Origin of the sequence: Vibrio chagasii (assembly GCF_024347355.1) — a bacterium.
Classification (GTDB): domain Bacteria; phylum Pseudomonadota; class Gammaproteobacteria; order Enterobacterales; family Vibrionaceae; genus Vibrio; species Vibrio chagasii.
In genome coordinates, this window is record NZ_AP025465.1 from 1,978,597 (window position 1) to 2,003,052 (window position 24,456).

Genomic DNA, 24,456 nt, shown 5'->3' on the forward strand with positions numbered 1-24,456 from the left:
TCCTTAATTAACGCTTTTGCGCGCAACTACATTGAAAGAGGCCAGTTCAGGCAGTGTGTTGTAACAAGTGTTGGAAAGTTCGAGCTCAACCTGATGGTGTGTCATCATGGCAGATGAAAGAAGCGCTACAGCTAACTTTCCTTGCTCGCTATCAGATTCCCAGGTGATTTTGTTTGCAGTACATTCAGCCGGACCCATCTGCTCTAAATTTAAGGTCAAAAAACAACGGTTTGTTGCCTGATCACACCCTAGGCTTTGAATAGATGCAGTTGGAAGTCTCTGAGCCATCGCGACCGTTCCAAACAAGGACAACCCCAAAGTGATAAATAACTTATGTTTCATTTCTAAACCTATGTACGTTATTAATGAATTTCAATGAACTTCGAATTTGAGCTCGTGCTTAAAACCATCTGCCGAGCTTCTTTCGAAATGTTCATGGATTTTTTAATTGGTAGGTACAGGCTAATTAATTGATATTTAAATTAATATACATATCAACCAAAACATTACTATAACTTATAACTCCTGGTAGATATATGGGCACCGAACAGTGATAAATAGGATCATGATGCATATCACTGTTTTGAATACTCTATTTTCAGCTTATAAATATTCTTTCTGCAATTTAAGTATAAGAAATTGATTAAAGATAAGAAATTGTTAACGGGATGTTGAAAAAATGAAGAAAACCAATGTTACGCTGACTTCTGTGTTCAAACCGTTTTACAACTAACTGGCTCGGTTAAACTCAGCCATATAATGTGGGCACCCGGAGAGTTGACCGACTTCGGCTGAAGCTGCGTTCGCCACAATTCGCGTTTGACGATAAAGGCTTTCGCTCCCATGAGTGTTGAATGATTATTTACCGGTAACAGGTAACCTTATCGTTACCACACAAGTAAGTTCTGTCTCGCCAATAACAAAATCCATTGCCGTATCCCTCACCTAAATTCGCTCGGCCATCAGACCAATCATCTCCAACGTAAATATAATAGTTTTGAGTTGAAGCGTTCGAGCGTACTCAACAATTTCTGCTATATCATCTAAATCTTCGTAGACCTCTGACTATAAACAAATTCCCCAACCTCCAATGCTTACCATGGTCTTTCGGAAAAGTGATGAAAACTCCATAGGAATTCATTTTTGATTAAGTAGTCTTAATAGACGTTGTCGAATTGAAGTCTACACAAATCGAGGGGCTTTGGCGTATCTTCAATCATGCCAGTCATTCCACCTAAACGATGAGTGGTAACACGACAAATTTCTTTAGAGTCAGCCATAATGAGAGCGTGCATAAGCCGACGACACTTTTTAGACGAATATAGATCTGGTTGTAATTTTGCAGAATATATGCATCTATTATACTATGTCTGATAATCCTATCTCCCAAATCAGTTTCGATAAGCTTTTACCTTTCGTGGCTATGGTAAGTCCAGCCCCCTTGTCGTGCTCCGCACAAGGTTCGTTTTACATCTTCACTCTTTACAGAAAAGAACATCGTACATTCATCCACACTACCAGCATATACCCCATGCATGCCTAAATAATCGTTAACGTGACTTGGTATGAGTTTTTTCCATACCAGTATAGGTAGACATTCCCAAACCTGTGCGTTAGTGAATTCTTTAATACACTAAGCTTGATAGCCCCCTCGGGGTTAGGAGTTATCTCCTTAGAAGTATCACTACCACCATGTTTGGCAAGACTTGGTTTCCGAATTTCAGACTCATTATCCCGACTACCGAGATATAAACACACTTTTGTTTCCGCCCTTTGTTCTCTCGAAATACCGACTCACAACACTGCTAATTGGTAAAGCCTTGAGAACCATTGGGCATTGACGCGTATTCGATGAGACGGTTGTTGGTAAACCTCGGCCTACAACTACTTTTCCTAAAGATGAATGGCTAAAGCTTGGTTCTAACCAAGTAATATCAACTGGTAGCTGATGCAGATTTACAAACGTTTCTAGTTGAGCTCAATGTCGAAGCGACAAATTACCAGCTTCTGTGTTCTCTGCTTGAGTGTCTGAATGACAGATTAAATATCTCGTTGGAATTTCGAATCCCATCTCTTCTAGCTCTAGTAATACCAGAATGAAACAAAACAATAACGTTCTAAGGTCCTTACCGAAAGAGACGCCAATTGATGAATGAGACCCCAAAATCATTTGATTCTTGATACCGTCAACGGCTTTGTTGGCCGTCATTCAAAAGCGAAGTGCCATCGCCAGGCGGAAAGCAGCAATACCAACATCCGAAAAAGCGTAGAGGCACAAGATAAGACCGAATATTTGAGCCGTCGCGCTAATAGTGTAGTAGCTGTTGGCATCGCTTCAGATGCCCCAGGCGTACTGTAAAAGTTAAACCAAAAGCTCGAAGGACTAGAGCAAAAACAAGCGCTACTGAAAGCCGTTAGTAAGGTTGTGCGCTCCAGTCATATGACAGAGTAAGACAAGGTCGAATACTTAATGAATGCGTAAAAGCAAACGCGAAAGCCTTGATAGTAAATGATTTCGCGAGCTACTCACTGCAAAATAGTAACGCGAGAAAAACGCTTGGAAGAGTTACAGGCTCTGCACAATCAAGAACCATTGCAGGGAAACGACGAAGCAATGGGGGAATTGTACGAAGAGGAGGGGCACAGTAGATTTTAATTTAACGGCATCAATGTCAATGCAGTACGCCAAAAGCTAAAAAGCAGCGCTTTGAGTGGTTCCGGTACGCCAAAGCATGGGGCAAAAACTGTCGCCCAACACGGTCTATGTACCAAAAAGACTCGTTAAGATATTAGACCAAAACTAAATCGTATGCCTCTTATCCTAGAGGAGCTTTTTCTTTTTTGCTTTCTCGGGTTCTAACGAAAACTGTGATAAAGACGTCGCAGAGCCATTATCCAGACACAATGATCTTGCGAGTATAGAAAATGCTCAGAGGCTGTCTGGCCCTCAGAATCTATCTGATCTTATCTAGACACCGTCCACACCTCACGCTCATGCAAACTGGCCAAAGCTCCTTTCGTTACAATCGAACTTAGCGCTTGATGTGCTTTCTGCTTCACCCAACGGTGACTCTGCCCAACGATATTGTTCAGGTACTTAATGTCCAAAACCTCTAGCCGTACTAGACGATGTTAAAGGGCTCGATATTGTCGACCTTGGTTGCGGATCAGGTATATACGCACAATGGTATATCGACCAAGGTGCCAACAAAGTCACCTATACCGACCTGTCTCAAGATATGGTTGACCTAGTGAACGGAAAACAAATCCCCAATGTGACCGCATACGCGCAAGATGCAGCTCTTGGTTTACCCAAAGAAGCCGATAACAGCGCTGATGTCATTGTGTGCCCGTTGGTGCTGCATTACATTGAAGATCTAAAACCTGTCTTTGATGACGTGTATCGCGTTTTGAAACCAGGTGGCTACATCGTGTTTTCCACTCACCACCTATTTGCGGATTTCGAGTGCACCCTCTCAGGTAAATACTTTGAGCGCGAATTTATTCAAGAAGAGTGGAACACGGTCGGCACACCCGTTCAGGTAAGCTTCTACCGCCGTTCATTAACAGAGCTTTGCCAAGCGGTCAGCCAATCTGGCTTGCTGATTTCACAAATCACTGAAGGCACAATCGACGAGAAAGCCAAAGCCATCTCTGAAGAAACGTACGGGCGTCTATCAAAAAACGTTAACTTCATCTTCATGCGTTGCGAGAAAGTTTCAGCCTAACCCGCAAGCAAATCGCGTGTGCCTTTAACTACCCCAAAGGCACACTGTCACTTCTTGCAAACCTATCACTTCCTCCTTAATACCAGCTTTTCCGTTATTGGGCTCACTTAACTAAATTGCCAGTTAATTGCACAAAAAATAAACTTTTCCCGTCTATATCTTGTATTCGGTCCTAACTTCTTGTAATTTTAACTGACCAACCAATCGGTCAGCCTTCGAATTTAGGGGATAATATGAGCCATAATCTAGACCTTGAACCAAACACGTCGAGCACCAACGACATGGATCAAATATTCAACCGACAACAAGATCACTACCGTAACAACGTTAATCCAACACTTGAGCAGAGACGAAATGATCTCTCAGTCTTGAAAAAACTATTAATGCGTTATCAAGAGCAGTTAATTGAAGCGGTATCTGAAGATTATGGCCATCGAGCAAAGCACGACAGCTTAATTGCTGACATCACACCTTCTCTACACCAGATTAATTACAGTGATAAAAATCTTAAGAAGTGGTTGAAGCCTTCACGTCGTAAAGCCGGCTTGATGCTAACACCAGCCAAAATTACTGTGCATTATCAGCCAGTAGGTGTAGTTGGCATCATCGTGCCTTGGAACTTCCCTGTTATGCTCTCTTTGGGTCCTCTCATCACAGCATTGGCTGCAGGTAACACTGCAATGCTCAAGATGTCTGAGTTTACCCCTGCAACCAACCGTGTTTTGAAAACGATGTTGGCCGAAGGTTTCAGTGAAGAACAAGTGGCGATCATCGAAGGTGAAGCCGAAGTTTCTGCTAAGTTTAGCCAGCTGCCGTTTGACCATATCCTATTCACAGGCTCAACCTCTGTTGGTAAGCACGTAATGAAAGCCGCAGCTGCTAACCTAACGCCAGTGACACTTGAACTTGGCGGGAAATCTCCAACCATCATCGCACCAGATTTCGATGTCGCAGACGCGGTTGAACGTATCCTGTTTGCCAAGAGCCTAAACGCAGGTCAAATCTGTGTCGCACCAGATTACATCTTGCTGCCACGAGAGAAAGTCGATGCATTTATCACCGCTTACAAACGTTACTTCAAGAAGCTCTATAAAGCAGGAATTGAGAGCAAAGACTTAACCTCAGTGGTTAACATGCGCCAGTACAATCGATTAAAAGGTGTAGTTGAAGATGCGAAGTCAAAAGGTGCTGTAATACACACCGTTACCGAGCAGGCACAAGACGATGTGAACCACAGAATGACACCGCACCTTCTCACCGAAGTGAATGATGACATGGTGGCAATGCAAGAAGAGTTGTTTGGCCCTGTTCTCCCAATCGTGCCTTATGATTCGATTGACGAGGCAATAAGCTACATCACAACAAGAGAACGTCCACTTGCGCTGTACCTAATGAGTCACGACAAGAAAACCCAAGACCGATTCCTATCGGATACACACTCTGGCGGTGTTTGTATCAATGACTCTTTGGTGCATGTGGCAGCGGAAGACGCACCGTTTGGTGGTATTGGCCCTTCAGGCATGGGACACTACCACGGCATTGAAGGCTTCAAGACCTTTAGCCATGCAAAAACCGTGTTGACTCGAGGCAAGATCAACTTCACTAAGTTGATGCACCCTCCATACAACAACCCAATCAAGAAAATGATGTTCAAAGTACTGAATCGATGATGACAAAAAGGCAAAAAATCCTAGATGCTGCGCTCCTACTCTTCTCCCAACAAGGGTTAGAGGGCACATCTACAGGGCAAATAGCGAAGACCGCTGGTGTAGCAAAAGCGACACTGTTTCATCACTTTGAGAACAAATCTCTACTGATTGATGAGCTGTTTCGTGAGTTGAAAGTAGAGCTATTTTCTACTCTGACTCAACACACAGAAATCGCTGAACAAAATCGCTATCAAGCCTTTAAATTCATGTGGATGACCGGAATTGAGTGGGCACTGGAAAACCCAGTCGCCATGAAATTCTTCACCAATGTGCACTTTGACCCAACGACTCAAACTCGTGAAGTCATTGTCTCGCAGATGTTTGCGTCACTCGATGACATCATTTTGAAAGGACAGCAAGCCGAAGAATTGATGGTGTTAGACATTAATCTCGTTAGACACTTCATCCATAGCCACTTTTTGATCTGTGCGAACTGGCTTGTTGATCAGCAAGAGCCGCAGGCAGAGCAGTCAGAAAAGTATATCAACGACAGTTTTGATATGTGCTGGCGTGCTATTGGTGGTCAAGCGCAGCCGTCCTGTTAGCTAGACTATCAGCGGGCTATAAGCTAAATACCCTGCCATTAAGTAGTGTCAGGTTTCATCGAATCAATAAAAGCGTCTCATCGGCGCTTTTATTATTTGGGTACATTTTAATCACTTTACCCTGTTGACTTTTTAAGCCCTCATTCAGTACCATTCCACCATCATTTCAAAAGAGAATAACGCCATAATGAAGTACTAACATCCTGACATCCGATTTATTTTTTAAAAATCATTTGGACACTCGGGGTTAGTGGGCGTTACTTCGTCATCTATTTTCGCGACATATTAAGCTCTTAAAGATCCGCCGATTAACGGCCAAGATCTTCCAGAGCACACCTAAAAGACAGAAATCATCTCAATACCGCTTTCTCTCTTTTATTGGTCACCCATCTAAGTAACGCCTATGGCGATCTGTTGTTAGCATCCAGCAGGATCTTGCACGAAAAGCGCCTCGCCCCTTTTACTCGTTGATACGTAAAGGGAGGTATTTTTATGCCTACTATCTTAGCCAATAATCTCTCATTCCAGCTCGATACTGGTGAGTGGCTATTTAAAGACATCACCTTCAATTTGAACTCGCGACTGACTGGCTTGGTTGGAAGAAACGGAGCCGGAAAGTCGTTGTTACTTTCATTACTCAAAGGGCAAACACAGCCGACATCTGGGAGTGTGTCTAGACAAGGCTCGATTGGTTTCTACTCACAATTGCCCTCAGAACTTTTGGATAGCACGATCAGCATTGCTGATTTCTTAGGTATCACAAATAAAATCAATGCCTTGCATGCTATTGAACAAGGCAGCTGCGAGCTTCAACATTTTGACATCGTTGGTGACGATTGGGATTTGCAAGAAAACACTCAGAGGCTGTTAGCCAATCTGAAAATAACCAGCGAGTTGGCCACGCCATGCAACACATTAAGCGGTGGGCAACTTGCCCTTTTACAGCTTCATCAACTGTTTACGTCAGACCACAACATACTGATTCTCGATGAGCCGTCGAATCATTTAGACAGTGACGGGCGCAGCTGGTTAATAGAACAGTGCCAACAGTTTGAAGGAAAAATACTGATGGTTAGCCATGACCGAAGCCTGTTGAGACACATGGAAGGGATCTACCACCTCAACAGTTTGGGGTTACGTTTCTATAAAGGAAACTACGATGACTACTTCAAACAAATGTCGAATCAGGCCGATGCACTAGATAAACAGATTGCTCATCACCAATCAGAAAAGAGACGACTGGAGCGACAAGCTCAAGCCAATAAAGAAAAAGCACAACAACGAGAGGCGCAAGGAAACCGACTGCGAAAATCCGGCAGTCAGCCAAAGATCTTAATGGATGCGATGAAAGACAAAGCCGGACGAACACAAACAGCATCAGCCACTAGCCAAAATAACTTAAAGGAACAAAATCAAGATAAGCTTCAATCTCTTAAAGAACAAAAAGAGCAACTGAAACCGCAGGCCTTGTATCTACAACAGAGCAATAGCAAAAAAAAGAATTCGCTGTTAACTGTAGAAGATTGCCGACTTGAATATGGGTCTGGTAATCCTATCCACTTTTCTCTGTCACAAGGTGAACAATGTTATCTCAGCGGTGCAAACGGCTGTGGTAAATCGACACTGTTGAAAGCGATTCACAACGAGCACTCGAACTACACTGGCACCATCAAACGCTTAGGATCTACGGTATACCTTGATCAACACTTTGGTTTATTGGATACCCATAACACCATGTTCGATAGCCTCATGACGCATAGTGATGGGCTCACAGAGAGTGATGCTCGGACATTGTTGGCAGGCATCGGCTTTAGGCGTGATTCCGTATACCGCAAAGTCGCTCACCTTAGTGGCGGAGAGAAAATGAAACTGGCGATGTTGATTGTCAGCCATAAGCAAGACTCCCCATTACTGCTGCTTGATGAGCCAGACAACCATTTAGATATCGAATCTAAGCAGATATTAGCGTCAGCTTTGCGTGAATACCGAGGCGCTTTTATCTTAGTCAGTCATGACGTGGATTTTGTTGAGGAGGTCGGCGTTAGCCCAAATCGCATTCAGCTTTAACCTTGATACTAACTACCACTGAGCTTAGATAGGCGAGTATTGTTGCGGATACTCGCCTTTCTCGATTGAGACAAGTACACTACGCGCCTCGAACATCTAATCATAAGGCTAAGGTTTGCATACTCTAGAACAATTAAAATCAGGGCAACTTAAAGGTATTAAGCGCTTAAAGCTATCAGAAGGTCTCACTGAGTTTCCATTAGAAATCTTGGATCTTGCCGATTCACTAGAGATTCTCGATCTTTCGGGGAACCAGCTATCAGACTTACCTGAAGAGTTATCACAGCTTACTCACCTGCGTATTATCTTTGCGTCGAATAACCTGTTCACGCACCTTCCTGATGTTCTTGGGTCACTTCCTAAGCTTGAAATGATCGGTTTTAAGACCAACCAAATCAAAACCGTAAGCGAAGCGTCTCTGCCACCTCAATTGCGCTGGTTGATCCTAACCGACAACGCCATCGAAGTTCTACCGAATTCACTGGGTGAAAGACCACGACTGCAAAAGCTGGCACTCGCAGGCAACCAGATTCGCGTTTTACCTGAGAGTATGGAAAACCTGTCCAACCTCGAACTGGTCCGCTTGTCTGCAAACCAACTGACTGAATTCCCAGAGTTCCTTATCAAGCTACCAAAACTGGCTTGGCTAGCGTTTGCGGGCAACCCGTTTTGCAAACACCCTAGCAGCTTAGATAGCGTGCCTGCGGTTAGCTCTCAAAGCTACTCGCTAAATCAAGTTCTTGGCCAAGGCGCGTCTGGCGTGATCTCTCATGCAAGCTGGCTAAACAGCGACTTTGATTTCCCACAAGAAGTGGCGGTTAAAGTGTTTAAAGGCGAAGTCACCAGCGATGGTTACCCACATGATGAACTGGAAGCGTGCCTGCAAGCTGGTCACCATAACAATTTGGTTAAATCTATCGCCCAAGTAGAAGAACAAGATTACCTAGCTTTGGTGATGGAACTCATTCCAAGCAGCTACTACAACCTAGGGCTACCACCAACACTCGAGACTTGCACGCGTGATACTTTCCCTGAAGGTTTCGAACTTCCAATCTCGCAAATCGACAACATCGTGACTCAGATGATCGATGTATTTAATCATCTGCATGACAACAAGGTTTGTCACGGTGATTTGTACGCGCATAACACCCTAGTCAATGAGCAGGGCCAAATGATCTTTGGTGATTTTGGAGCGGCGACCATCTACGGTTACCTGACTGAAGAGCAGCAACAAGGCATTCGACGTATCGAAGCTCGCGCTCTCAAGTACTTTATTGATGACCTACTAACGGTTTGTGTCAAGCAAGATGTTGGAAGTGAACTGCACTCACGCCTAACAACCTTTGAAGCGTAAACGCCTTAGATAAAAAGAACTTAAAGAATGCTAACGCTTAGTTAGCTTCGCCAGAAACAACAAAGCCAACATCACTGTTGGCTTTTTGCTTTTTGCTTTTTGCTTTTTGCTTTTTACAGGCTCGCTCGCTTAATCAAGCTCGATGAAAAGAGTTAACGCTCAGCTTGCACCAACTTCAGATACGAATGCAGCTCGCCGTTCTTATATTCCACCGCAGAGTGGATATTAAGGTCTGCTCGCGCTACAACCGCAAATTCATATCGGTTATCGCCTTTAGTAATCTCAGCGTTCAGTAAGCCGTCTTTTAACTGCCACCGCCCTACAGTTTTAAAGCGGTCAAACAAACGGTACTCCGTTAGAGTGCCATCGGCTTTAAAATGCACTTCAGTAATGTAGCCAGCCGGGCAGCTTTTCACCCAAACACGATTTTCAATATCACGGACAACAAAATCTCGCTGGTTTCTCGCCAAGCTAAAAACGTTTCGCTGTCGTAAATATCGGTGTCGAGATCACCTCGAGGAATTAACGACTGTTCCGTTTGCTCGCGACAATAAAGCTGAAGCAAAATTTGCTGCGTCGTGTCACTCGATAACTCAGTCATTAATCCTTCCTATCCATCCAGAACTACACTAAAGGTGCGTTGTTAGCGATTAAACCAGCTCGTAAGAGACAACGTAAAGCTGAGAAATGCCTGGGTAGATATCTTGAATCACATCTTTCAGCACTTGCAGCGTCATGTTCTCTTGTTGTGCATGGAACTCACCCAGTTCATCGAACAGAATCGGTTCTACGCTGATGATTTTAAGATTACAGAATACGCGCCCCTCTTCTAACGTTGATACTTCAACAACGCTACCCGGTTGGTAATCACGCTCTGATTCATCGCGAATGGTGATGGTCTTTTTGCCAGAAAGGATGTCAGCTTCAAAACGTTCAAAGAACGTCATAGTGGTTGGTGCGGTCATTTATTCAGTCGCTTAGCATTATAAGGTTAGGTAGATGTTTATATACCAGAATGCCTGCTCAAGCGAATAAAAATTAGATGCGGAAGTTTATCTCGTCATTCCCAAGACTGACGGAGGAAGGAGTTGGGAATCTCTAGAGGATAAATTACAGGCAATAAAAAAGGAAAACCGAAGTTCTCCTTTTCTTAAACCTTAAAGCTAACTCTAAATTATAGAGATGCTTTCGCTTTTTCAACTAGAACAGCGAATGCTGCTTTGTCGAATACTGCGATGTCAGCAAGAATCTTACGATCGATCTCGATAGATGCTTTCTTAAGACCGTTGATGAAACGGCTGTAAGATAGACCATTTTGACGAGATGCCGCGTTGATACGTGCAATCCAAAGTTGACGGAATTGACGTTTCTTGTTACGACGGTCACGGTAAGCGTATTGACCAGCTTTGGTAACTGCTTGGAAAGCTACGCGGTAAACACGTGAACGTGCTCCGTAGTAACCTTTAGCTTGTTTTAGAACTTTCTTATGACGTGCACGAGCTTGTACACCACGTTTTACGCGAGGCATTATGCTTCTCCTAAACTAAACGAATTTATAAACTAAAAAGAATTAAGCGTATGGCATCATACGTAGAACTTGAGCAACTTCACACTTAGGAAGGATCGAGTTCGGACGTAGCTGACGCTTGTTCTTAGTAGTACGCTTAGTCAGGATGTGACGTTTACCAGCGTGCTTAAACTTAATACCACCAGCAGTTTTCTGGAAACGCTTAGCAGCACCTTTGTTGGTTTTCATCTTAGGCATGATGAATAACTCCGCATTGTTGAGTTGTTAATAACATAGTAATTAGGGCGAATAAAACCCCGCAACCTGAGGCTGCAGGGTTCAATTACTTGCAAAGCCGTTAATTACTTCTTTTTAGGGGCCAATACCATGATCATCTGGCGACCTTCAATTCTCGTTGGGAAAGATTCGACTACTGCAAATTCTTCAGTATCCGCTTTCAAACGATTAAGAACGTCAACACCGATGTCTTGGTGAGCCATTTCGCGGCCACGGAAGCGAATTGTTACCTTCACTTTGTTGCCGTCTTCAAGGAAACCAGTCAGGTTGCGTAGTTTTACCTGATAGTCTCCAATATCAGTTCCAGGACGGAATTTAACTTCCTTAATCTGAACCTGCTTTTGCTTTTTCTTCTGCTCTTTCGCAGCTTTGCTCTTCTCGAAGAGGAACTTACCGTAGTCCATCACACGACAAACTGGCGGCTCGGCGTTAGGGCTGATCTCTACTAGATCCATACCAGCTTCATTTGCAGCTTCCATCGCTTCTGCGATTGATACTACACCAACAGCTTCGCCGTCTGCGCCAGTTAGACGCACTTCACGAACGCCACGAATGTCACCGTTTAAACGGTGCTGGTTTTGTTTGGCCGGTTGTTGGCCACGTCTTCCGCCTTTAATAGCTATTCCTCCAGATTGAGCTTACGGCTTGAAACCTCAGCTTGGATGTATGAAATAAAGTCATCCACTTTAAACTTGCCAAGGTCTTTACCTTTACGTGTACGTACTGCAATTTCGCCGGCTTCCATTTCTTGGTCGCCACACACAAGCATGAACGGTACACGTTTCAAAGTATGTTCGCGAATTTTAAAGCCAATCTTCTCATTTCTCAAGTCTGCTTTGACTCTAAATCCACTTTTTTGCAGTTTTTTCGTAATTTCTTGTACATATTCAGACTGTTTGTCTGTAATACCCATTACAACCGCTTGTTCTGGCGCCAACCACGTTGGGAAGAAGCCAGCGTATTCTTCAATAAGAATACCGATGAAACGCTCTAGTGAACCTAAAATCGCGCGGTGGATCATAACTGGCGTGTGACGCTCGTTATCTTCACCTACGTAAGTGGCACCTAAACGCTCTGGTAATGCAAAATCGAGCTGCACTGTACCACATTGCCATGCACGGTCCAAACAATCATGCAAAGTAAATTCAATCTTAGGTCCGTAGAACGCACCCTCGCCTTCTTGAATCTCGTATGCAATCTCCATTGACTCTAGTGCAAGCTTAAGGTCAGCCTCAGCACGGTCCCACATTTCGTCAGAACCTACACGTTGCTCTGGACGAGTAGACAGCTTAACAACGATGTTTTCGAAACCGAAAGTTGTGTAAGTGTCGTAAACCATTTCAATACAAGCTTTTACTTCTTGTTGAACTTGGTCTTCAGTACAGAATACGTGAGCATCATCTTGAGTAAAGCCACGAACACGCATGATGCCGTGAAGTGCGCCAGACGGCTCGTTACGGTGACATGAGCCGAACTCAGCCATACGTAGCGGTAGATCACGGTAAGATTTAAGACCTTGGTTGAAGATCTGTACGTGACCCGGGCAGTTCATTGGCTTGATAGCGTATTCACGGTTCTCTGAAGACGTTGTGAACATCGCTTCTGCGTATTTGTCCCAGTGACCAGAACGTTCCCAAAGTACGCGGTCCATCATTAATGGGCCTTTTACTTCTTGGTAATCGTACTCAGTCAGTTTTTGACGTACGAATACTTCTAGTTCACGGAAAATAGTCCAACCGTTGTGGTGCCAGAACACCATGCCTGGTGCTTCTTGCTGCATGTGGAATAGATCCAATGCTTTACCAATCTTACGGTGGTCACGCTTAGCCGCTTCTTCTAAACGAACTAGGTGAGCTTTAAGCGCTTTTTTGTCATGGAATGCAGTACCGTAGATACGTTGAAGCATCTTGTTGTCACTGTTACCACGCCAGTAAGCACCAGCTACGTTTAGTAGTGTGAAGTGCTGACAGAAACCCATATGTGGTACGTGTGGACCACGACACATATCGATGTATTCTTCATGGTGGTATAGGCCTGGACGGTCGTCTTTAGAAACGTTCTCGTCTAGGATTTCCATTTTGTATGTTTCGCCGCGAGCTTCGAAAGCATCACGCGCTTCCTGCCAGCTAACTTTCTTCTTAACAACCTGGTACTTGGTCTTCGCTAGCTCTTTCATGCGCTTTTCGATCTTTTCTAGATCTTCTTGCGTTAGAGAGTGCTCAAGGTCGATATCGTAGTAGAAACCGTTATCGATGGTAGGACCGATCGCCATTTTCGCTTCTGGGAAAAGCTGCTTAACCGCGTGGCCTAATAGGTGAGCACAAGAGTGACGAACGATCTCAAGGCCATCAACTTCATCTTTAGCTGTGATGATTTCTAGGCTTGCATCGTTTTCGATAAGATCACAAGCATCAACACGCTCACCATCAACACGACCAGCAATGGTTGCTTTCGCAAGACCAGGACCGATTGATAGGGCAACATCTAGAGTTGATACAGGGTTGTCAAATTGACGCTGACTACCGTCAGGAAGAGTAATAATTGGCATTATTTGTCCTTTACAGTGGTGTTACACACCAAGCAACACATGAAAGTTATTTAATATATTTAATTCAACAAGTTAGGAAACTTGGTGGGGATATATGTAAGAATTGGTACAAATTCAGGTACAAATACAGATGCACTTTCATTTATTCCAAGCACATTGTAACGAATTAACATGAAATGACAATAATGTCCTAGATGAAAGGTCGAGGAAAACTGTCATCTCTAAATGACAGTTTATTTTATGCTCACTGGTCAAATGCATAGGCTTTGTTGCTTAATTCAGAGCGAAGACATGCCTGTCCCATGTGCTTGACTCTTAAACAATATACTGAGTTTCAGGCATACCTAACCCCGTAAGCTTATTCAGCGCTTTGATCATAGCGTAAGTCTCGCCAACTTGAGCGTTGTAGTTTCTCAGGCTTAATTTCCCACCTAGCAACTGTTTCACTCGATACATTGCTGTCTCTGATAGCGACCGCTTGTGATAGCCATACCGCTTTTTCCACTTATTGTTGGAGCCATAAAGCTTCTGACAACCAACTGCTAAATTGCGAGGGTGTCCTTGCTCCCAGAAGGCAGCCCCTTCGCGTGGCGGGATTAGCGGAACCGCTCGCTTTATACGTATTGCATCATGGCAATGTCTTGTGTCATAAGCACCATCACCTGATACCTCAATGATTTTACGACGTGTCTGCTTAAGTAGGTTGGGAAGCACTTCGCCATCGGTAACGTTAGATAAACTCAGCTCTGCTGCGACTATTTCGTGACTGCTAGTATCAACGGCTAAATGTAGCTTACGCCAGACTCTGCGCTTCCCATCAGTACCATGCTTTTTGACCTTCCATTCACCTTCGCCATAAACCTTGAGGCCAGTGGCATCAATTGCCAGATGTTGTATTGCTCCTCTGGTTTTGGGTTTAAATGAAACCTCAACTTCCTTAGCTCGGCGGCTTATACAGGTGTAGTGTGGGCAAACAAGTGGGATGTTAGCCAGCTTAAATACGGAGTCTAGAAATCCTTGCAGCGCTCTCAATGGCATAGAGAACACGCGTTTCACCATCAATGCAGTAGTAATGGCTAAGTCGCTGAACCGGCGAGGTCTACCACGCTTGCCTTGTTTGTTTTGCTTCCACTCGGCTATCGCTTCCTCATCAATCCAAAAGGTCAGAGAACCACGATTGGTTAAGGCTTGATTGTACTGCTTCCAGTTAGTTGTTTTGTAACGAGGTTTAGGCATGAGGCTACGACGATTAAAAGGTGTAGCTGATCAGATCGTAGCTTCTTGATTTGGTTCCATCGATTTACGCAACAAAGCCAATAAGGAATGAAAAATATGATAGTTCTTCAGACTTAAATACAATCATTATTTAGAAGCGTAATACCTTGCTAATTATCATTTCAAATGAATAAGGCTCGGAAAAAATCTATATAAGTAGGCGTTTTTTCCTAAATCATTTGGACCTTTTTCAACTCATGCGATCTAAAACTTTATGATATTTAGAACTGTAGTGGGATGGGGAAATGAATCAGTAACGACTCTAAAGCATAGGATAATAGCGGAATGAAAAATACCATCAGGTAATATCTACGGCTCTATATTTAAAGAGGCTTTGTATCGATGTAAAGAATAACGATGAATCGGAATAAGGCTTGAAAGCAAAAGCACATCTCAACTTATCTGCTAGTGCTTCACTACAAACAAGACATGTAGTATCCAGCATAAAGACGGAGCCGCTGAAATCATAAACGCTTAAACCACCTCCGCTACCATTGCCACTCGCTTCACCACTACCAACCTCACTACCCTCTGTTGGATTGAGAGACCTAATATTCTCATTCGACGAGCTTGCAGGTTCATATTTTACAGCTTTAGTCAGCCTATTTTTTTTAGTTATCAGTTCAATAAAACCATCTTGATCATTATCAAGAGTAAAGGTTAGTTCACAGCGCTCAAAAGTGTCTACGTCTTTGTTATAGTTTGAATTTGCAGCAATAGTGATATTGCTACTGATATTCAAGCTACTATCATCCAAAAGGTGTACAGACTCAGGGGTTAAAGCTGAAAAATATGGGTACTTTCCTTCTTCTATATTCTCACCGTTAGTGATTTTCAGGTCACCGCTAGCGCAAACTGAGTGTAGACATGATGGTGGTTAGCTCAAAGCACCCAAAGCCAATGAAATTATATTTGGCTACCGCTATCTGATGCAACGCGCGGCACTTGAGCTCTCCAATATCGTGAATATCTTCAATATAGACAACTCGACCGATGTGGCCTTTCAATTGGCTAACGGCACCAGTGGTAAATCTAATTCAACAGAAGGTGATGGAATAAAAAAAGCCGAACAGTTAAGTTCGGCTTTGAAATCGTATTATCACTATTAATAGACAGAGCGACGACTAACAGAGAGGCAATTACGCACTAATGATTCTTGCGACTGCATTACGAATGTCAGAGTCAGCCGCGTTTGCTGGCAGGCTGAATGAGATGTATTGGTCACCGCGGAAGCTCAGTGAACGGTCAATTTCGACTAAGCAGTGCACCATAGAGCCATCTACAATAAACGACAGTTCGATTTCTTTATTATTCACGAAGCCGCCGCTACGAAATTCAATCTCTTGGTAACAACCCGAACGTGAAGCGAAGGTATTCCCTTTCAAGTAGCCCTTCTCTACGTCTGCTTTCACCATTGTCATGCCCGAAGCTTCAACACCTTGAATGATTTTCGCGACTGTTGGCAATGGGTGAACGGAGATAAAATCACGGTCTTTAGGATCAATTGCGAAGCCGATATCTAAGTTGGTTTCTACCCAAACATGGCACTGATTCATTTTTGCGTTCAATGCCGTCACTGGCGTTTCATCGTTCAGTTTAAGGTGAAATGGCACCAACTTAGTTTCACCGGGTTGAATCACAAACGGCTCTACAGCTTGAATACAACCGAGTGAAAAGGTTTCGTAGCTAGTGCTGTCTTCTGTTTCCACCTTCACTTCTGTGTTGAGAACCAAGTTAATCATGTCGATTTGTTGCTCAACATCACCACCAATGATGTGAACGTTGCCAGACAACTCGCCACCTTGGAAAACGTCAATATTATCTAAGACGGTATCGACCTTAGCTGCACCTATGCCTAGCGAGGCCTTTAATTTCTTAAACATATTCTTTCCCTTTGTAATTATCTGATTTACGAATAGTTATTGCGTGACAATTTGCGACACTTGCCCCACAGAATCAAGACATTTGCGCTATCTATGTTGAACAAGCTCACATCCTCTGAGGAAATGTTGAAATCGTGAAAAAATCCGTTACTCTATTTGTATAGTCAAATAAGGTTTCATTATGTCGAAAGCGCCGCTCTACCTGCAAATAAAACAGTTCATAGACGATAAGATCAGCAATGGTCATTGGCCGGTTGGCTATCAAATCACCACGGAACTCGAACTCACAGAGCAGTTCAACGTGAGTAGAATGACGGTGAATAAAGCCATTCGAGATCTTGTATCTGAAGGCAAGCTAATTCGGAAACCAAGACTGGGCACTTTTGTATGTGAGCCAGAGGAAAAAGCGCAATCTCCCCTACTTGATATCAACAACATCGCACAAGAGATCAAAGACCGTGGCCAAACGTACACAAGCCAAGTGATCAAGCACAATAGTATCAAGGCAGATGAGAGCACCGCTACACGGTTAGGTGTGATGATCAATGCGGAAGTCTTCTATAGTGAAATCATCCACTTTGCCGATAACACACCTATACAACTAGAAGCTCGCTGGGTAAACTCGCAAGCAGCTCCCCAATACTTAGAACAAGACTTTTCAACCTCAACACCGAATGAATACCTTTCCAAAAGTTGCCCGTTGAGTGCGATTGAGCACACAGTCGAAGCCATCGTTCCAGACTCCAACATCCGCCAAGCACTAAAGCTAACGGAATCAGAACCTTGCTTGCTTCTTAATAGAAGAACATGGAGCAAGGAGCGCCTTATCAGCTTTGCATTACTCTACCACCCAGGCTCTAAGTACAAATTAAGCTCTAAGATCGTTTTAGATTAAAGAATATCATCCTGATCGCCGATCACATTTTTGCAACATCAACTTGATTCGGGTCAGTATTTAGCCTATTTATTTGTATATACATTTATTGTTTAGCAAAGATCTAGGTGATTATGAATTTGATCCTCAAAAATGCACGAGTGGTCTCGATGAGCTTGGGAGCCGACGGTTATCAACCTTCTTCCCCGCAAGATATCGTTATCGAAAACGGTAAGATCGTATCCCTGTCTCACTCAAGCGATGAGTCACTTCATTGTGACACCGCGAGTGCTAGCCGCTCTGTTGATCACATCATCTACGACTGTAAAAACAAGCTCGTTACCCCAGGTTTGATTGATTGCCACACACATCTAGTGTTTGCAGGTAATCGTGCCAATGAGTTTGAACAACGCTTAAATGGTGTCTCCTACACCGACATCGCAAAGCAAGGCGGTGGTATTTTAGCGACAGTAACGGCGACACGAGCTGCACAAGAAGCCGAACTGGTTGAGATGGCGCTGCCTAGATTAGACGGCCTGCTAAGAAGTGGTGTCACCAGCGTTGAAGTAAAGTCTGGCTATGGTTTAACGCTTGATGATGAACTCAAGATGTTACGTGCTGCTAAAGCCTTAGAAAACCACCGTCGTATTAAAATAACCACCACACTCCTTGCAGCACATGCTGTACCTCCAGAATATAAAGAACAGCCAGATCGTTACGTTGATCTGGTATGCCAAGAGATCATCCCTAAAGCCGCAGAGCAAAGACTAGCTGACGCAGTCGACGTATTCTGTGAATCGATCGGCTTCAACCTAGAACAAACTGAGCGTGTATTTGCGGCAGCTAAAGAACATGGGCTAGCGATCAAAGGCCACACAGAGCAGCTTTCTAACATGGGCGGCAGTGCGCTTGCCGCGAAATACGGTGCTCTGTCTGTTGATCATGTTGAGTACCTAGATGAAACCGGAGTAAAAGCACTGGCGGAATCAGGTACTGTCACTACCTTATTACCGGGCGCTTTCTACTTTTTGAAAGAGACTCAACAGCCACCTATTGCCCTACTTCGCGAGCACAACATCCCAATGGCAATCGCGACCGACTTAAACCCCGGCACTTCCCCCTTTGCGGACTTAACGCTGATGATGAACATGAGCTGCACCCTATTTGGTACAACCCCAGAAGAAGCATTACGTGGGGTAACTTGCCATGCAGCTGCTGCCATTGGCGAGTCACAAAACAGAGGCAAAATTGAAGTGGGTTACTCTGCTGATTTGGCTATCTGGAATATCGAGCACCCTGCCGACTTAAGCTATCAAGTTGGTGTTCCTCACCTGCATAAGCGCATTGTTAATGGCGAGGTCTGTCATGACTCAATCTAAATCCAGCTGCACTAATACAGTATCCACCACTCACAACTTTGTGTGGACGGGGCGTAATGACCTTGAAGATGGTGAGCTCGGTACTCGTGTTCATCACATTACCACGCAAGTACAAAGTAATGTTTTAAATGAAGGGCTTACTGACAACGCTGTTGCCTTGGTTGGCTTTGCTAGCGATGCCGGAGTGGCAAGAAATAAAGGACGTGTTGGCGCAAAACAAGCACCTAATTTGATTCGCCAAGCATTAGCCAATATGGCTTGGCACAGTGATACACGCATTAATGATCTTGGCGATATCGAATGTAGCGATGATCAATTAGAACTCAGCCAAAAGCAGTGCGCTACTGTGATTGCCAATGCGCTATCCACCAGCAAAGTGATTACCCTTGGCGGTGGTCACGAAGTCGCTTGGGCTTCTTTCCAAGGCCTAGCTGAGCATCTTCACAGAACTCAATCAGATCACAAACCTAAGATAGGCATCGTTAACTTTGATGCTCACTTTGACCTTCGTGAATTTGAAAGCGACATCGCTGACGTCAAACCAAGCTCAGGCACACCCTTTAATCAGATTAGCGAATACTGCCACACACATCAGTGGCCATTTCATTACGCGTGTCTCGGTGTAAGTGCCGCCAGCAATACCAAAGCGCTGTTCAACAAAGCCGACCAACTTGGTGTGTGGTACGAACATGATCGCGATATCACCCAAGTAAACCAAATTGCTCAACTAGTTAAGTTGCAAAAATTCATCGCTGAGTGTGATTACCTCTATCTCACTATTGATCTCGATGTCTTCCCAGCGGCGACTGCGCCGGGTGTTAGTGCCCCAGCAGCAATAGGCGTTAGCTATGAAGCGCTCGCGCCTTTCCTAGAACAGATTTTTAAACACAGTGAGAAACTCATTATCGCGGACATTGCGGAATATAACCCAGACTACGACGTCGACGGTCAAACGGCTCGATTGGCGGCACGTTTGTGTTGGGATATTGCCCGTGCAATGACCAGTGAATAAGCCAGCTATATAGATAAATACAACTACAACGATATAACGTGAAACAGAAGGAATTTCAAAATGACGGAACACCACAACAGTGACCCTCGTCTCGACACGACTCGCGAAATTCGCGCACCTCATGGCACCACTTTGCGCGCAAAATCTTGGTTAACAGAAGCACCCCTTCGTATGCTAATGAACAACCTAGATCCTGATGTGGCAGAACACCCACATGCACTGGTTGTGTATGGCGGTATTGGTCGTGCAGCACGTGATTGGAAATGTTACGACAAGATTGTTGAAGTATTAGAGCGTTTAGAAGACGACCAAACATTACTTGTTCAGTCTGGTAAACCTGTAGGCGTGTTCCCGACTCATAAAAACGCACCTCGCGTGTTAATCGCTAACTCGAACCTTGTTCCACACTGGGCAAACTGGGAACATTTCAACGAGCTCGATAAAGAAGGCTTGATGATGTACGGCCAAATGACCGCAGGTAGCTGGATCTACATCGGTTCACAAGGCATCGTTCAAGGTACTTACGAAACCTTTGTCGCTATCGCGAAGAAACACTTCCAAGGCGAAGCAAAAGGCAAATGGGTACTCACCGGTGGCCTTGGCGGCATGGGTGGCGCTCAACCTCTTGCAGCTACCATGGCTGGCTTCTCAATGATTGCGGTTGAATGCGATGAATCACGAATTGATTACCGCCTGCGTACTGGTTATGTAGACAAGAAAGCCACCAGCCTAGACGAAGCGATGGCTATTATTAAAGAGTCTGACACACCTATTTCTGTTGGCCTGCTAGGTAACGCTGCGGATGTTTTCCCTGAGTTAGTAGAGCGAAACATCACACCAGATGTCGTTACTGACCAAACCTCTGCCCATGACCCTCTGAACGGCTATTTGCCACAAGGTTGGACGATGGAGAAAGCCGCACAAGAGCGCACTATTGATGAAGCTAAGGTCGTTAAGGCAGCTAAACAATCGATGGCGATTCAAGTTCAAGCGATGCTAGACCTGCAATATCGCGGCGCTGCGACCGTAGATTACGGTAACAACATTCGCCAAATGGCACTGGAAAAAGGCGTAGAAAACGCGTTTGATTTCCCGGGTTTCGTTCCTGCTTATATTCGTCCACTGTTTTGCGAAGGCATCGGTCCATTCCGTTGGGCAGCCCTTTCAGGCGACCCAGAAGACATCTACAAAACAGACCAAAAAGTAAAAGAACTGATTCCAGACAACCCTCACCTGCATAACTGGCTAGATATGGCGCGTGAACGCATTCAGTTCCAAGGTCTACCTGCACGTATCTGTTGGGTAGGTTTGAAAGATCGTGAACGTTTAGGCCAAGCATTCAATGAAATGGTTAAAAATGGTGAGCTAAAAGCACCGGTTGTTATCGGTCGTGACCACCTAGATTCAGGTTCGGTTGCCAGCCCGAACCGTGAAACAGAAGGCATGATGGATGGTTCAGATGCCGTATCAGATTGGCCTCTACTGAATGCACTGCTAAACACAGCAGGAGGCGCAACTTGGGTTTCTTTACACCATGGTGGCGGCGTTGGCATGGGCTTCTCGCAACACTCAGGTATGGTGATTTGTTGTGACGGCAGTGAAGATGCATCACAGCGTATTGCTCGCGTACTTCACAATGATCCAGCAACAGGCGTTATGCGTCATGCGGATGCGGGTTACGACATTGCTAAGCAGTGTGCGAAAGAACAGAAACTTGATTTACCTATGCTAAACGAAGAACTTCGTCGCCTTTAATGTCTGGAGAAAACATGTTGAATTTATTACTTAAACCAGGACATCTAGGTCTATCTGAACTGCGTAAAATCAGCCGTAGCCCGGTGAATTTGTCACTCGACCCTGCTGCAATCCCAGATATTGAAGCGAGCATGCAGGTTGTCGAACAAGTGATTGCTGAAGACCGAACTGTTTATGGTATCAACACGGGCTTTGGCTTACTGGCGAACACCAAGATCGCCCCAGAAGATCTCGAAGTTCTGCAGAAAAGTATCGTGCTGTCTCACGCAGCAGGCATCGGCAAGTTCATGTCTGACGAAACCGTGCGCTTGATGATGGTACTCAAGATTAACAGCTTGTCTCGTGGCTACTCAGGTATTCGACTCAAGGTGATCAATGCCCTGATCGATCTAGTGAACGCGCAGGTTTACCCTTGTGTGCCACAAAAAGGCTCAGTAGGTGCATCTGGCGACCTCGCTCCCCTAGCCCACATGAGTACCGTTCTACTTGGTGAAGGCCAAGCTCGTCACAACGGTAAAATCATTACTGGTTTGGAAGCAATGAAGATCGCAGGGCTAGAGCCAATCACACTCGCTCCTAAAGAAGGTTTAGCGCTACTCAACGGTACGCAAGCATCCACCGCATTCGCCTTAGAAGGCCTATTCGCAGCAGAAGACTTGTTCGCGTCTGCGACAGTATGTGGCGCTATGTCAGTTGAAGCTGCGCTAGGTAGCCGCCGCCCATTTGATCCTCGTATTCACCGCGTTCGTGGTCACCGTGGACAAATGGACGCTGCGCTTGCTTACCGTCATCTGCTTGACCAGAAGAGTGAAATTGGTGAGTCACACACGTGTTGTGAAAAGGTTCAAGACCCTTACTCACTGCGTTGTCAGCCTCAAGTGATGGGCGCGTGTCTACAGCAGATCCGCAACTCAGCAGAAACACTGATGGTTGAAGCGAATTCCGTATCGGACAACCCACTGGTCTTTGCGGACGATGGTGACATCATTTCGGGTGGTAACTTCCACGCAGAACCCGTTGCTATGGCCGCAGATAATCTAGCCTTAGCCATTGCTGAAATCGGTAGTTTGTCAGAGCGTCGAATGGCACTGCTGATTGATAGCGCGCTAAGTAAACTTCCACCGTTCTTAGTCGACAATGGCGGAGTTAACTCTGGCTTTATGATTGCTCAGGTTACCTCAGCAGCTTTAGCTAGTGAGAACAAAACACTGGCTCATCCAGCTTCTGTAGACAGCTTGCCAACGTCCGCTAACCAAGAAGATCATGTGTCTATGGCAACCTTTGCTGGTCGTCGTCTCCGTGACATGGCAGAGAACACTCGTGGAATCTTGGCAGTTGAGTATTTAGCGGCAGCGCAAGGCTTGGATTTTAGAGCACCGAATCTATCTTCACCTCGAGTAGAAGAAGCGAAACAGATCCTGCGTGAAAAAGTCAGCTTCTACGACAAAGACCGCTACTTCGCACCGGACATCGAGCAAGCTAACTTATTGCTCAAATTGTCTGTGCACAACCACTTAATGCCTGAAGGTATTTTGTGTAGCTTTTAAGTCGTGAAATAACACGTCATATAAACAAGGGCTATCGATTAGCCCTTGTTGCATTGAGCCAGTCACCATATCCCCTGTAAAACTGCCACATACCATCCAACGTATCTATCTAATTGACTGATATATAAGCAAAGTTAACTGGATAGACCATTAGAACGAAGTTAGTTAGCTATAATCCACCCCAGATTTGATGACTAATAGCGATACTATGTTTCTGACACCTTACTTTTCTACTGAAGACAATCAATTTCAATTCACTCGTGAACAAGCAAGCCACTTTGCTAAAAAAGTAGCTGGCGATTTCAACCCAATTCACGATGAAGACAACAAGCGCTTCTGTGTTCCTGGCGATCTTTTATTTGCGGTTCTTCTGCAAAAAGAAGGCATCAGCCAAAAAATGCGTTTTGATTTTTCAGGTATGGTAGGTAACGGTATTGCGTTAAGCGTTGATAACAAGTGTGAAAAAGAGAGCTCACTTATCGATGCAAATGGTAAAGAGTACCTACACATGTCTTGTGAAGGTGAGAAGAGCCACGATCAAGCATTCATCGAGCACGTAGTAACGAACTACGTTAAGTTCTCAGGTATGAACTTCCCTCACATCATGGTTCCTCTTATGGAAGAGCAACAAATGATGATCAACTGCCAACGTCCTCTTGTGATTTACGAGAGCATGGAAGTTGAGTTTACTCGCCTAGACCTTTCTCACCCAGAAGTTGAATTCTCTGGTGCGACTTTTGACGTTGAAGGCAAGCGTGGCACCGTGACCCTGAACTTCGATTTCAAAGAAGATGGCGAAGTAGTCGGTAAAGGCGTGAAGCGCATGGTAGCAAGCGGCCTTAAGCCATACGACCAAGCTTCTGTAGACGACCTAGTAAACCGCTTCAACGAGCGCAAAGAGATGTTTCTAGCTCAGTTCGCAGCTGCCGCTTAAGTAAGCCAACACAGAATTAAAAAGCCCAGCTTGATATCCTCA

Annotated in this window: 20 protein-coding genes and 3 pseudogenes; 13 read left to right on the top strand and 10 right to left on the bottom strand. The window is 44.6% G+C overall.

What is annotated here, in order from left to right; all coding sequences use genetic code 11:
• Positions 1 to 3: 3 nt before the first annotated feature.
• Positions 4 to 342 (bottom strand): hypothetical protein, encoded by a 339-nt coding sequence (locus OCV52_RS09095; protein ID WP_137408035.1) that lies wholly within the window; start codon positions 340 to 342, stop codon positions 4 to 6.
• Positions 343 to 2,152: 1,810 nt separating this feature from the next.
• On the opposite strand from OCV52_RS09095, the gene OCV52_RS09100 reads away from it, so the two are divergent.
• The 6 genes and pseudogenes from OCV52_RS09100 to OCV52_RS09130 all read left to right on the top strand — a co-directional run bounded on the left by OCV52_RS09100 (position 2,153) and on the right by OCV52_RS09130 (position 9,403).
• Positions 2,153 to 2,359, top strand: a complete 207-nt coding sequence (locus tag OCV52_RS09100; protein WP_137408036.1) for a DUF3560 domain-containing protein — start codon at positions 2,153 to 2,155, stop codon at positions 2,357 to 2,359.
• Between the two features lie 745 nt (positions 2,360 to 3,104).
• Positions 3,105 to 3,728: pseudogene (locus OCV52_RS09110) on the top strand (class I SAM-dependent methyltransferase); the annotation flags it as partial.
• A gap of 233 nt (positions 3,729 to 3,961) precedes the next feature.
• Complete coding sequence (locus OCV52_RS09115; RefSeq protein ID WP_137408037.1) at positions 3,962 to 5,398, top strand: coniferyl aldehyde dehydrogenase; 1,437 nt, start codon at positions 3,962 to 3,964, stop codon at positions 5,396 to 5,398.
• Positions 5,395 to 5,982 carry a TetR/AcrR family transcriptional regulator gene (locus OCV52_RS09120; RefSeq protein WP_137408038.1) on the top strand — a complete coding sequence of 196 codons (588 nt, stop codon included), beginning with the start codon at positions 5,395 to 5,397 and terminating at the stop codon, positions 5,980 to 5,982. The genes OCV52_RS09115 and OCV52_RS09120 overlap by 4 nt, the downstream gene beginning before the upstream one ends.
• A gap of 492 nt (positions 5,983 to 6,474) precedes the next feature.
• The gene (locus OCV52_RS09125) at positions 6,475 to 8,049 is read left to right on the top strand and encodes an ATP-binding cassette domain-containing protein (RefSeq protein ID WP_137408039.1); all 1,575 of its coding nucleotides are present in this window, start codon (positions 6,475 to 6,477) and stop codon (positions 8,047 to 8,049) included.
• 115 nt (positions 8,050 to 8,164) lie between these two features.
• Positions 8,165 to 9,403 (top strand): leucine-rich repeat-containing protein kinase family protein, encoded by a 1,239-nt coding sequence (locus OCV52_RS09130; protein WP_137408040.1) that lies wholly within the window; start codon positions 8,165 to 8,167, stop codon positions 9,401 to 9,403.
• A 152-nt stretch (positions 9,404 to 9,555) separates the two neighbouring features.
• On the opposite strand, the pseudogene OCV52_RS09135 reads toward OCV52_RS09130, so the two are convergent.
• The 8 genes and pseudogenes from OCV52_RS09135 to OCV52_RS09170 form a co-directional block, all read right to left on the bottom strand.
• Positions 9,556 to 10,004: pseudogene (locus OCV52_RS09135) on the bottom strand (hypothetical protein).
• A 49-nt stretch (positions 10,005 to 10,053) separates the two neighbouring features.
• Positions 10,054 to 10,368 carry a N(4)-acetylcytidine aminohydrolase gene (gene yqfB, locus OCV52_RS09140; RefSeq protein WP_008224694.1) on the bottom strand — a complete coding sequence of 105 codons (315 nt, stop codon included), beginning with the start codon at positions 10,366 to 10,368 and terminating at the stop codon, positions 10,054 to 10,056.
• A 209-nt stretch (positions 10,369 to 10,577) separates the two neighbouring features.
• The gene (rplT, locus tag OCV52_RS09145; protein ID WP_004733517.1) at positions 10,578 to 10,931 is read right to left on the bottom strand and encodes a 50S ribosomal protein L20; all 354 of its coding nucleotides are present in this window, start codon (positions 10,929 to 10,931) and stop codon (positions 10,578 to 10,580) included.
• A gap of 42 nt (positions 10,932 to 10,973) precedes the next feature.
• Positions 10,974 to 11,168 carry a 50S ribosomal protein L35 gene (gene rpmI / locus OCV52_RS09150; RefSeq protein ID WP_004738430.1) on the bottom strand — a complete coding sequence of 65 codons (195 nt, stop codon included), beginning with the start codon at positions 11,166 to 11,168 and terminating at the stop codon, positions 10,974 to 10,976.
• 104 nt (positions 11,169 to 11,272) lie between these two features.
• Entirely contained in the window at positions 11,273 to 11,743 is a 471-nt protein-coding gene (infC, locus tag OCV52_RS09155) for a translation initiation factor IF-3 (protein WP_008224693.1), read from the bottom strand.
• Positions 11,744 to 11,826: 83 nt separating this feature from the next.
• Positions 11,827 to 13,755, bottom strand: coding sequence for a threonine--tRNA ligase (gene thrS, locus OCV52_RS09160; protein WP_032549211.1), 1,929 nt, complete (start codon positions 13,753 to 13,755; stop codon positions 11,827 to 11,829).
• Between the two features lie 315 nt (positions 13,756 to 14,070).
• Positions 14,071 to 14,991 (bottom strand): IS5 family transposase, encoded by a 921-nt coding sequence (locus OCV52_RS09165; protein ID WP_096995464.1) that lies wholly within the window; start codon positions 14,989 to 14,991, stop codon positions 14,071 to 14,073.
• Positions 14,992 to 15,328: 337 nt separating this feature from the next.
• Positions 15,329 to 15,772 carry a hypothetical protein gene (locus tag OCV52_RS09170; RefSeq protein ID WP_137408578.1) on the bottom strand — a complete coding sequence of 148 codons (444 nt, stop codon included), beginning with the start codon at positions 15,770 to 15,772 and terminating at the stop codon, positions 15,329 to 15,331.
• A gap of 154 nt (positions 15,773 to 15,926) precedes the next feature.
• On the opposite strand from OCV52_RS09170, the pseudogene OCV52_RS09175 reads away from it, so the two are divergent.
• Positions 15,927 to 16,060: pseudogene (locus OCV52_RS09175) on the top strand (DUF3187 family protein); the annotation flags it as partial.
• 109 nt (positions 16,061 to 16,169) lie between these two features.
• Here OCV52_RS09175 and OCV52_RS09180 read toward each other — a convergent pair.
• A complete protein-coding gene (locus OCV52_RS09180) occupies positions 16,170 to 16,913 on the bottom strand; it encodes a sporulation protein (RefSeq protein ID WP_137408579.1) in 744 nt (247 codons plus the stop codon).
• A gap of 181 nt (positions 16,914 to 17,094) precedes the next feature.
• Between OCV52_RS09180 and hutC the strand changes: the two genes are divergently transcribed.
• From hutC to OCV52_RS09210, 6 genes are all read left to right on the top strand, one after another.
• Positions 17,095 to 17,808 (top strand): histidine utilization repressor, encoded by a 714-nt coding sequence (hutC, locus tag OCV52_RS09185; protein WP_137408580.1) that lies wholly within the window; start codon positions 17,095 to 17,097, stop codon positions 17,806 to 17,808.
• Positions 17,809 to 17,921: 113 nt separating this feature from the next.
• A complete protein-coding gene (gene hutI, locus OCV52_RS09190) occupies positions 17,922 to 19,166 on the top strand; it encodes an imidazolonepropionase (RefSeq protein WP_137408581.1) in 1,245 nt (414 codons plus the stop codon).
• Positions 19,153 to 20,178 (top strand): formimidoylglutamase, encoded by a 1,026-nt coding sequence (hutG, locus tag OCV52_RS09195; RefSeq protein ID WP_137408582.1) that lies wholly within the window; start codon positions 19,153 to 19,155, stop codon positions 20,176 to 20,178. Before hutI ends, hutG begins: the two co-directional genes overlap by 14 nt.
• A 60-nt stretch (positions 20,179 to 20,238) precedes the next feature.
• The gene (gene hutU, locus OCV52_RS09200) at positions 20,239 to 21,933 is read left to right on the top strand and encodes a urocanate hydratase (RefSeq protein WP_137408583.1); all 1,695 of its coding nucleotides are present in this window, start codon (positions 20,239 to 20,241) and stop codon (positions 21,931 to 21,933) included.
• 14 nt (positions 21,934 to 21,947) lie between these two features.
• Positions 21,948 to 23,480, top strand: a complete 1,533-nt coding sequence (hutH, locus tag OCV52_RS09205; protein ID WP_102424010.1) for a histidine ammonia-lyase — start codon at positions 21,948 to 21,950, stop codon at positions 23,478 to 23,480.
• 208 nt (positions 23,481 to 23,688) lie between these two features.
• The gene (locus tag OCV52_RS09210; RefSeq protein WP_137408584.1) at positions 23,689 to 24,414 is read left to right on the top strand and encodes a DUF3581 domain-containing protein; all 726 of its coding nucleotides are present in this window, start codon (positions 23,689 to 23,691) and stop codon (positions 24,412 to 24,414) included.
• Positions 24,415 to 24,456 lie beyond the last annotated feature (42 nt).

Excerpts from the sequence above, each read along its gene's own strand:
- OCV52_RS09165 (WP_096995464.1), bottom strand. The coding sequence starts at position 14,991 with ATGCCTAAACCTCGTTACAAAACAACTAACTGGAAGCAGTACAATCAA.
- hutG (WP_137408582.1), top strand. The coding sequence starts at position 19,153 with ATGACTCAATCTAAATCCAGCTGCACTAATACAGTATCCACCACTCAC.
- rplT (WP_004733517.1), bottom strand. The coding sequence starts at position 10,931 with ATGCCTCGCGTAAAACGTGGTGTACAAGCTCGTGCACGTCATAAGAAA.
- thrS (WP_032549211.1), bottom strand. The coding sequence starts at position 13,755 with ATGCCAATTATTACTCTTCCTGACGGTAGTCAGCGTCAATTTGACAAC.
- hutC (WP_137408580.1), top strand. The coding sequence starts at position 17,095 with ATGTCGAAAGCGCCGCTCTACCTGCAAATAAAACAGTTCATAGACGAT.
- hutU (WP_137408583.1), top strand. The coding sequence starts at position 20,239 with ATGACGGAACACCACAACAGTGACCCTCGTCTCGACACGACTCGCGAA.
- OCV52_RS09180 (WP_137408579.1), bottom strand. The coding sequence starts at position 16,913 with ATGTTTAAGAAATTAAAGGCCTCGCTAGGCATAGGTGCAGCTAAGGTC.
- hutI (WP_137408581.1), top strand. The coding sequence starts at position 17,922 with ATGAATTTGATCCTCAAAAATGCACGAGTGGTCTCGATGAGCTTGGGA.
- hutH (WP_102424010.1), top strand. The coding sequence starts at position 21,948 with ATGTTGAATTTATTACTTAAACCAGGACATCTAGGTCTATCTGAACTG.
- OCV52_RS09125 (WP_137408039.1), top strand. The coding sequence starts at position 6,475 with ATGCCTACTATCTTAGCCAATAATCTCTCATTCCAGCTCGATACTGGT.
- OCV52_RS09210 (WP_137408584.1), top strand. The coding sequence starts at position 23,689 with ATGTTTCTGACACCTTACTTTTCTACTGAAGACAATCAATTTCAATTC.
- OCV52_RS09120 (WP_137408038.1), top strand. The coding sequence starts at position 5,395 with ATGATGACAAAAAGGCAAAAAATCCTAGATGCTGCGCTCCTACTCTTC.
- OCV52_RS09100 (WP_137408036.1), top strand. The coding sequence starts at position 2,153 with ATGAGACCCCAAAATCATTTGATTCTTGATACCGTCAACGGCTTTGTT.
- yqfB (WP_008224694.1), bottom strand. The coding sequence starts at position 10,368 with ATGACCGCACCAACCACTATGACGTTCTTTGAACGTTTTGAAGCTGAC.
- OCV52_RS09095 (WP_137408035.1), bottom strand. The coding sequence starts at position 342 with ATGAAACATAAGTTATTTATCACTTTGGGGTTGTCCTTGTTTGGAACG.
- rpmI (WP_004738430.1), bottom strand. The coding sequence starts at position 11,168 with ATGCCTAAGATGAAAACCAACAAAGGTGCTGCTAAGCGTTTCCAGAAA.
- OCV52_RS09115 (WP_137408037.1), top strand. The coding sequence starts at position 3,962 with ATGAGCCATAATCTAGACCTTGAACCAAACACGTCGAGCACCAACGAC.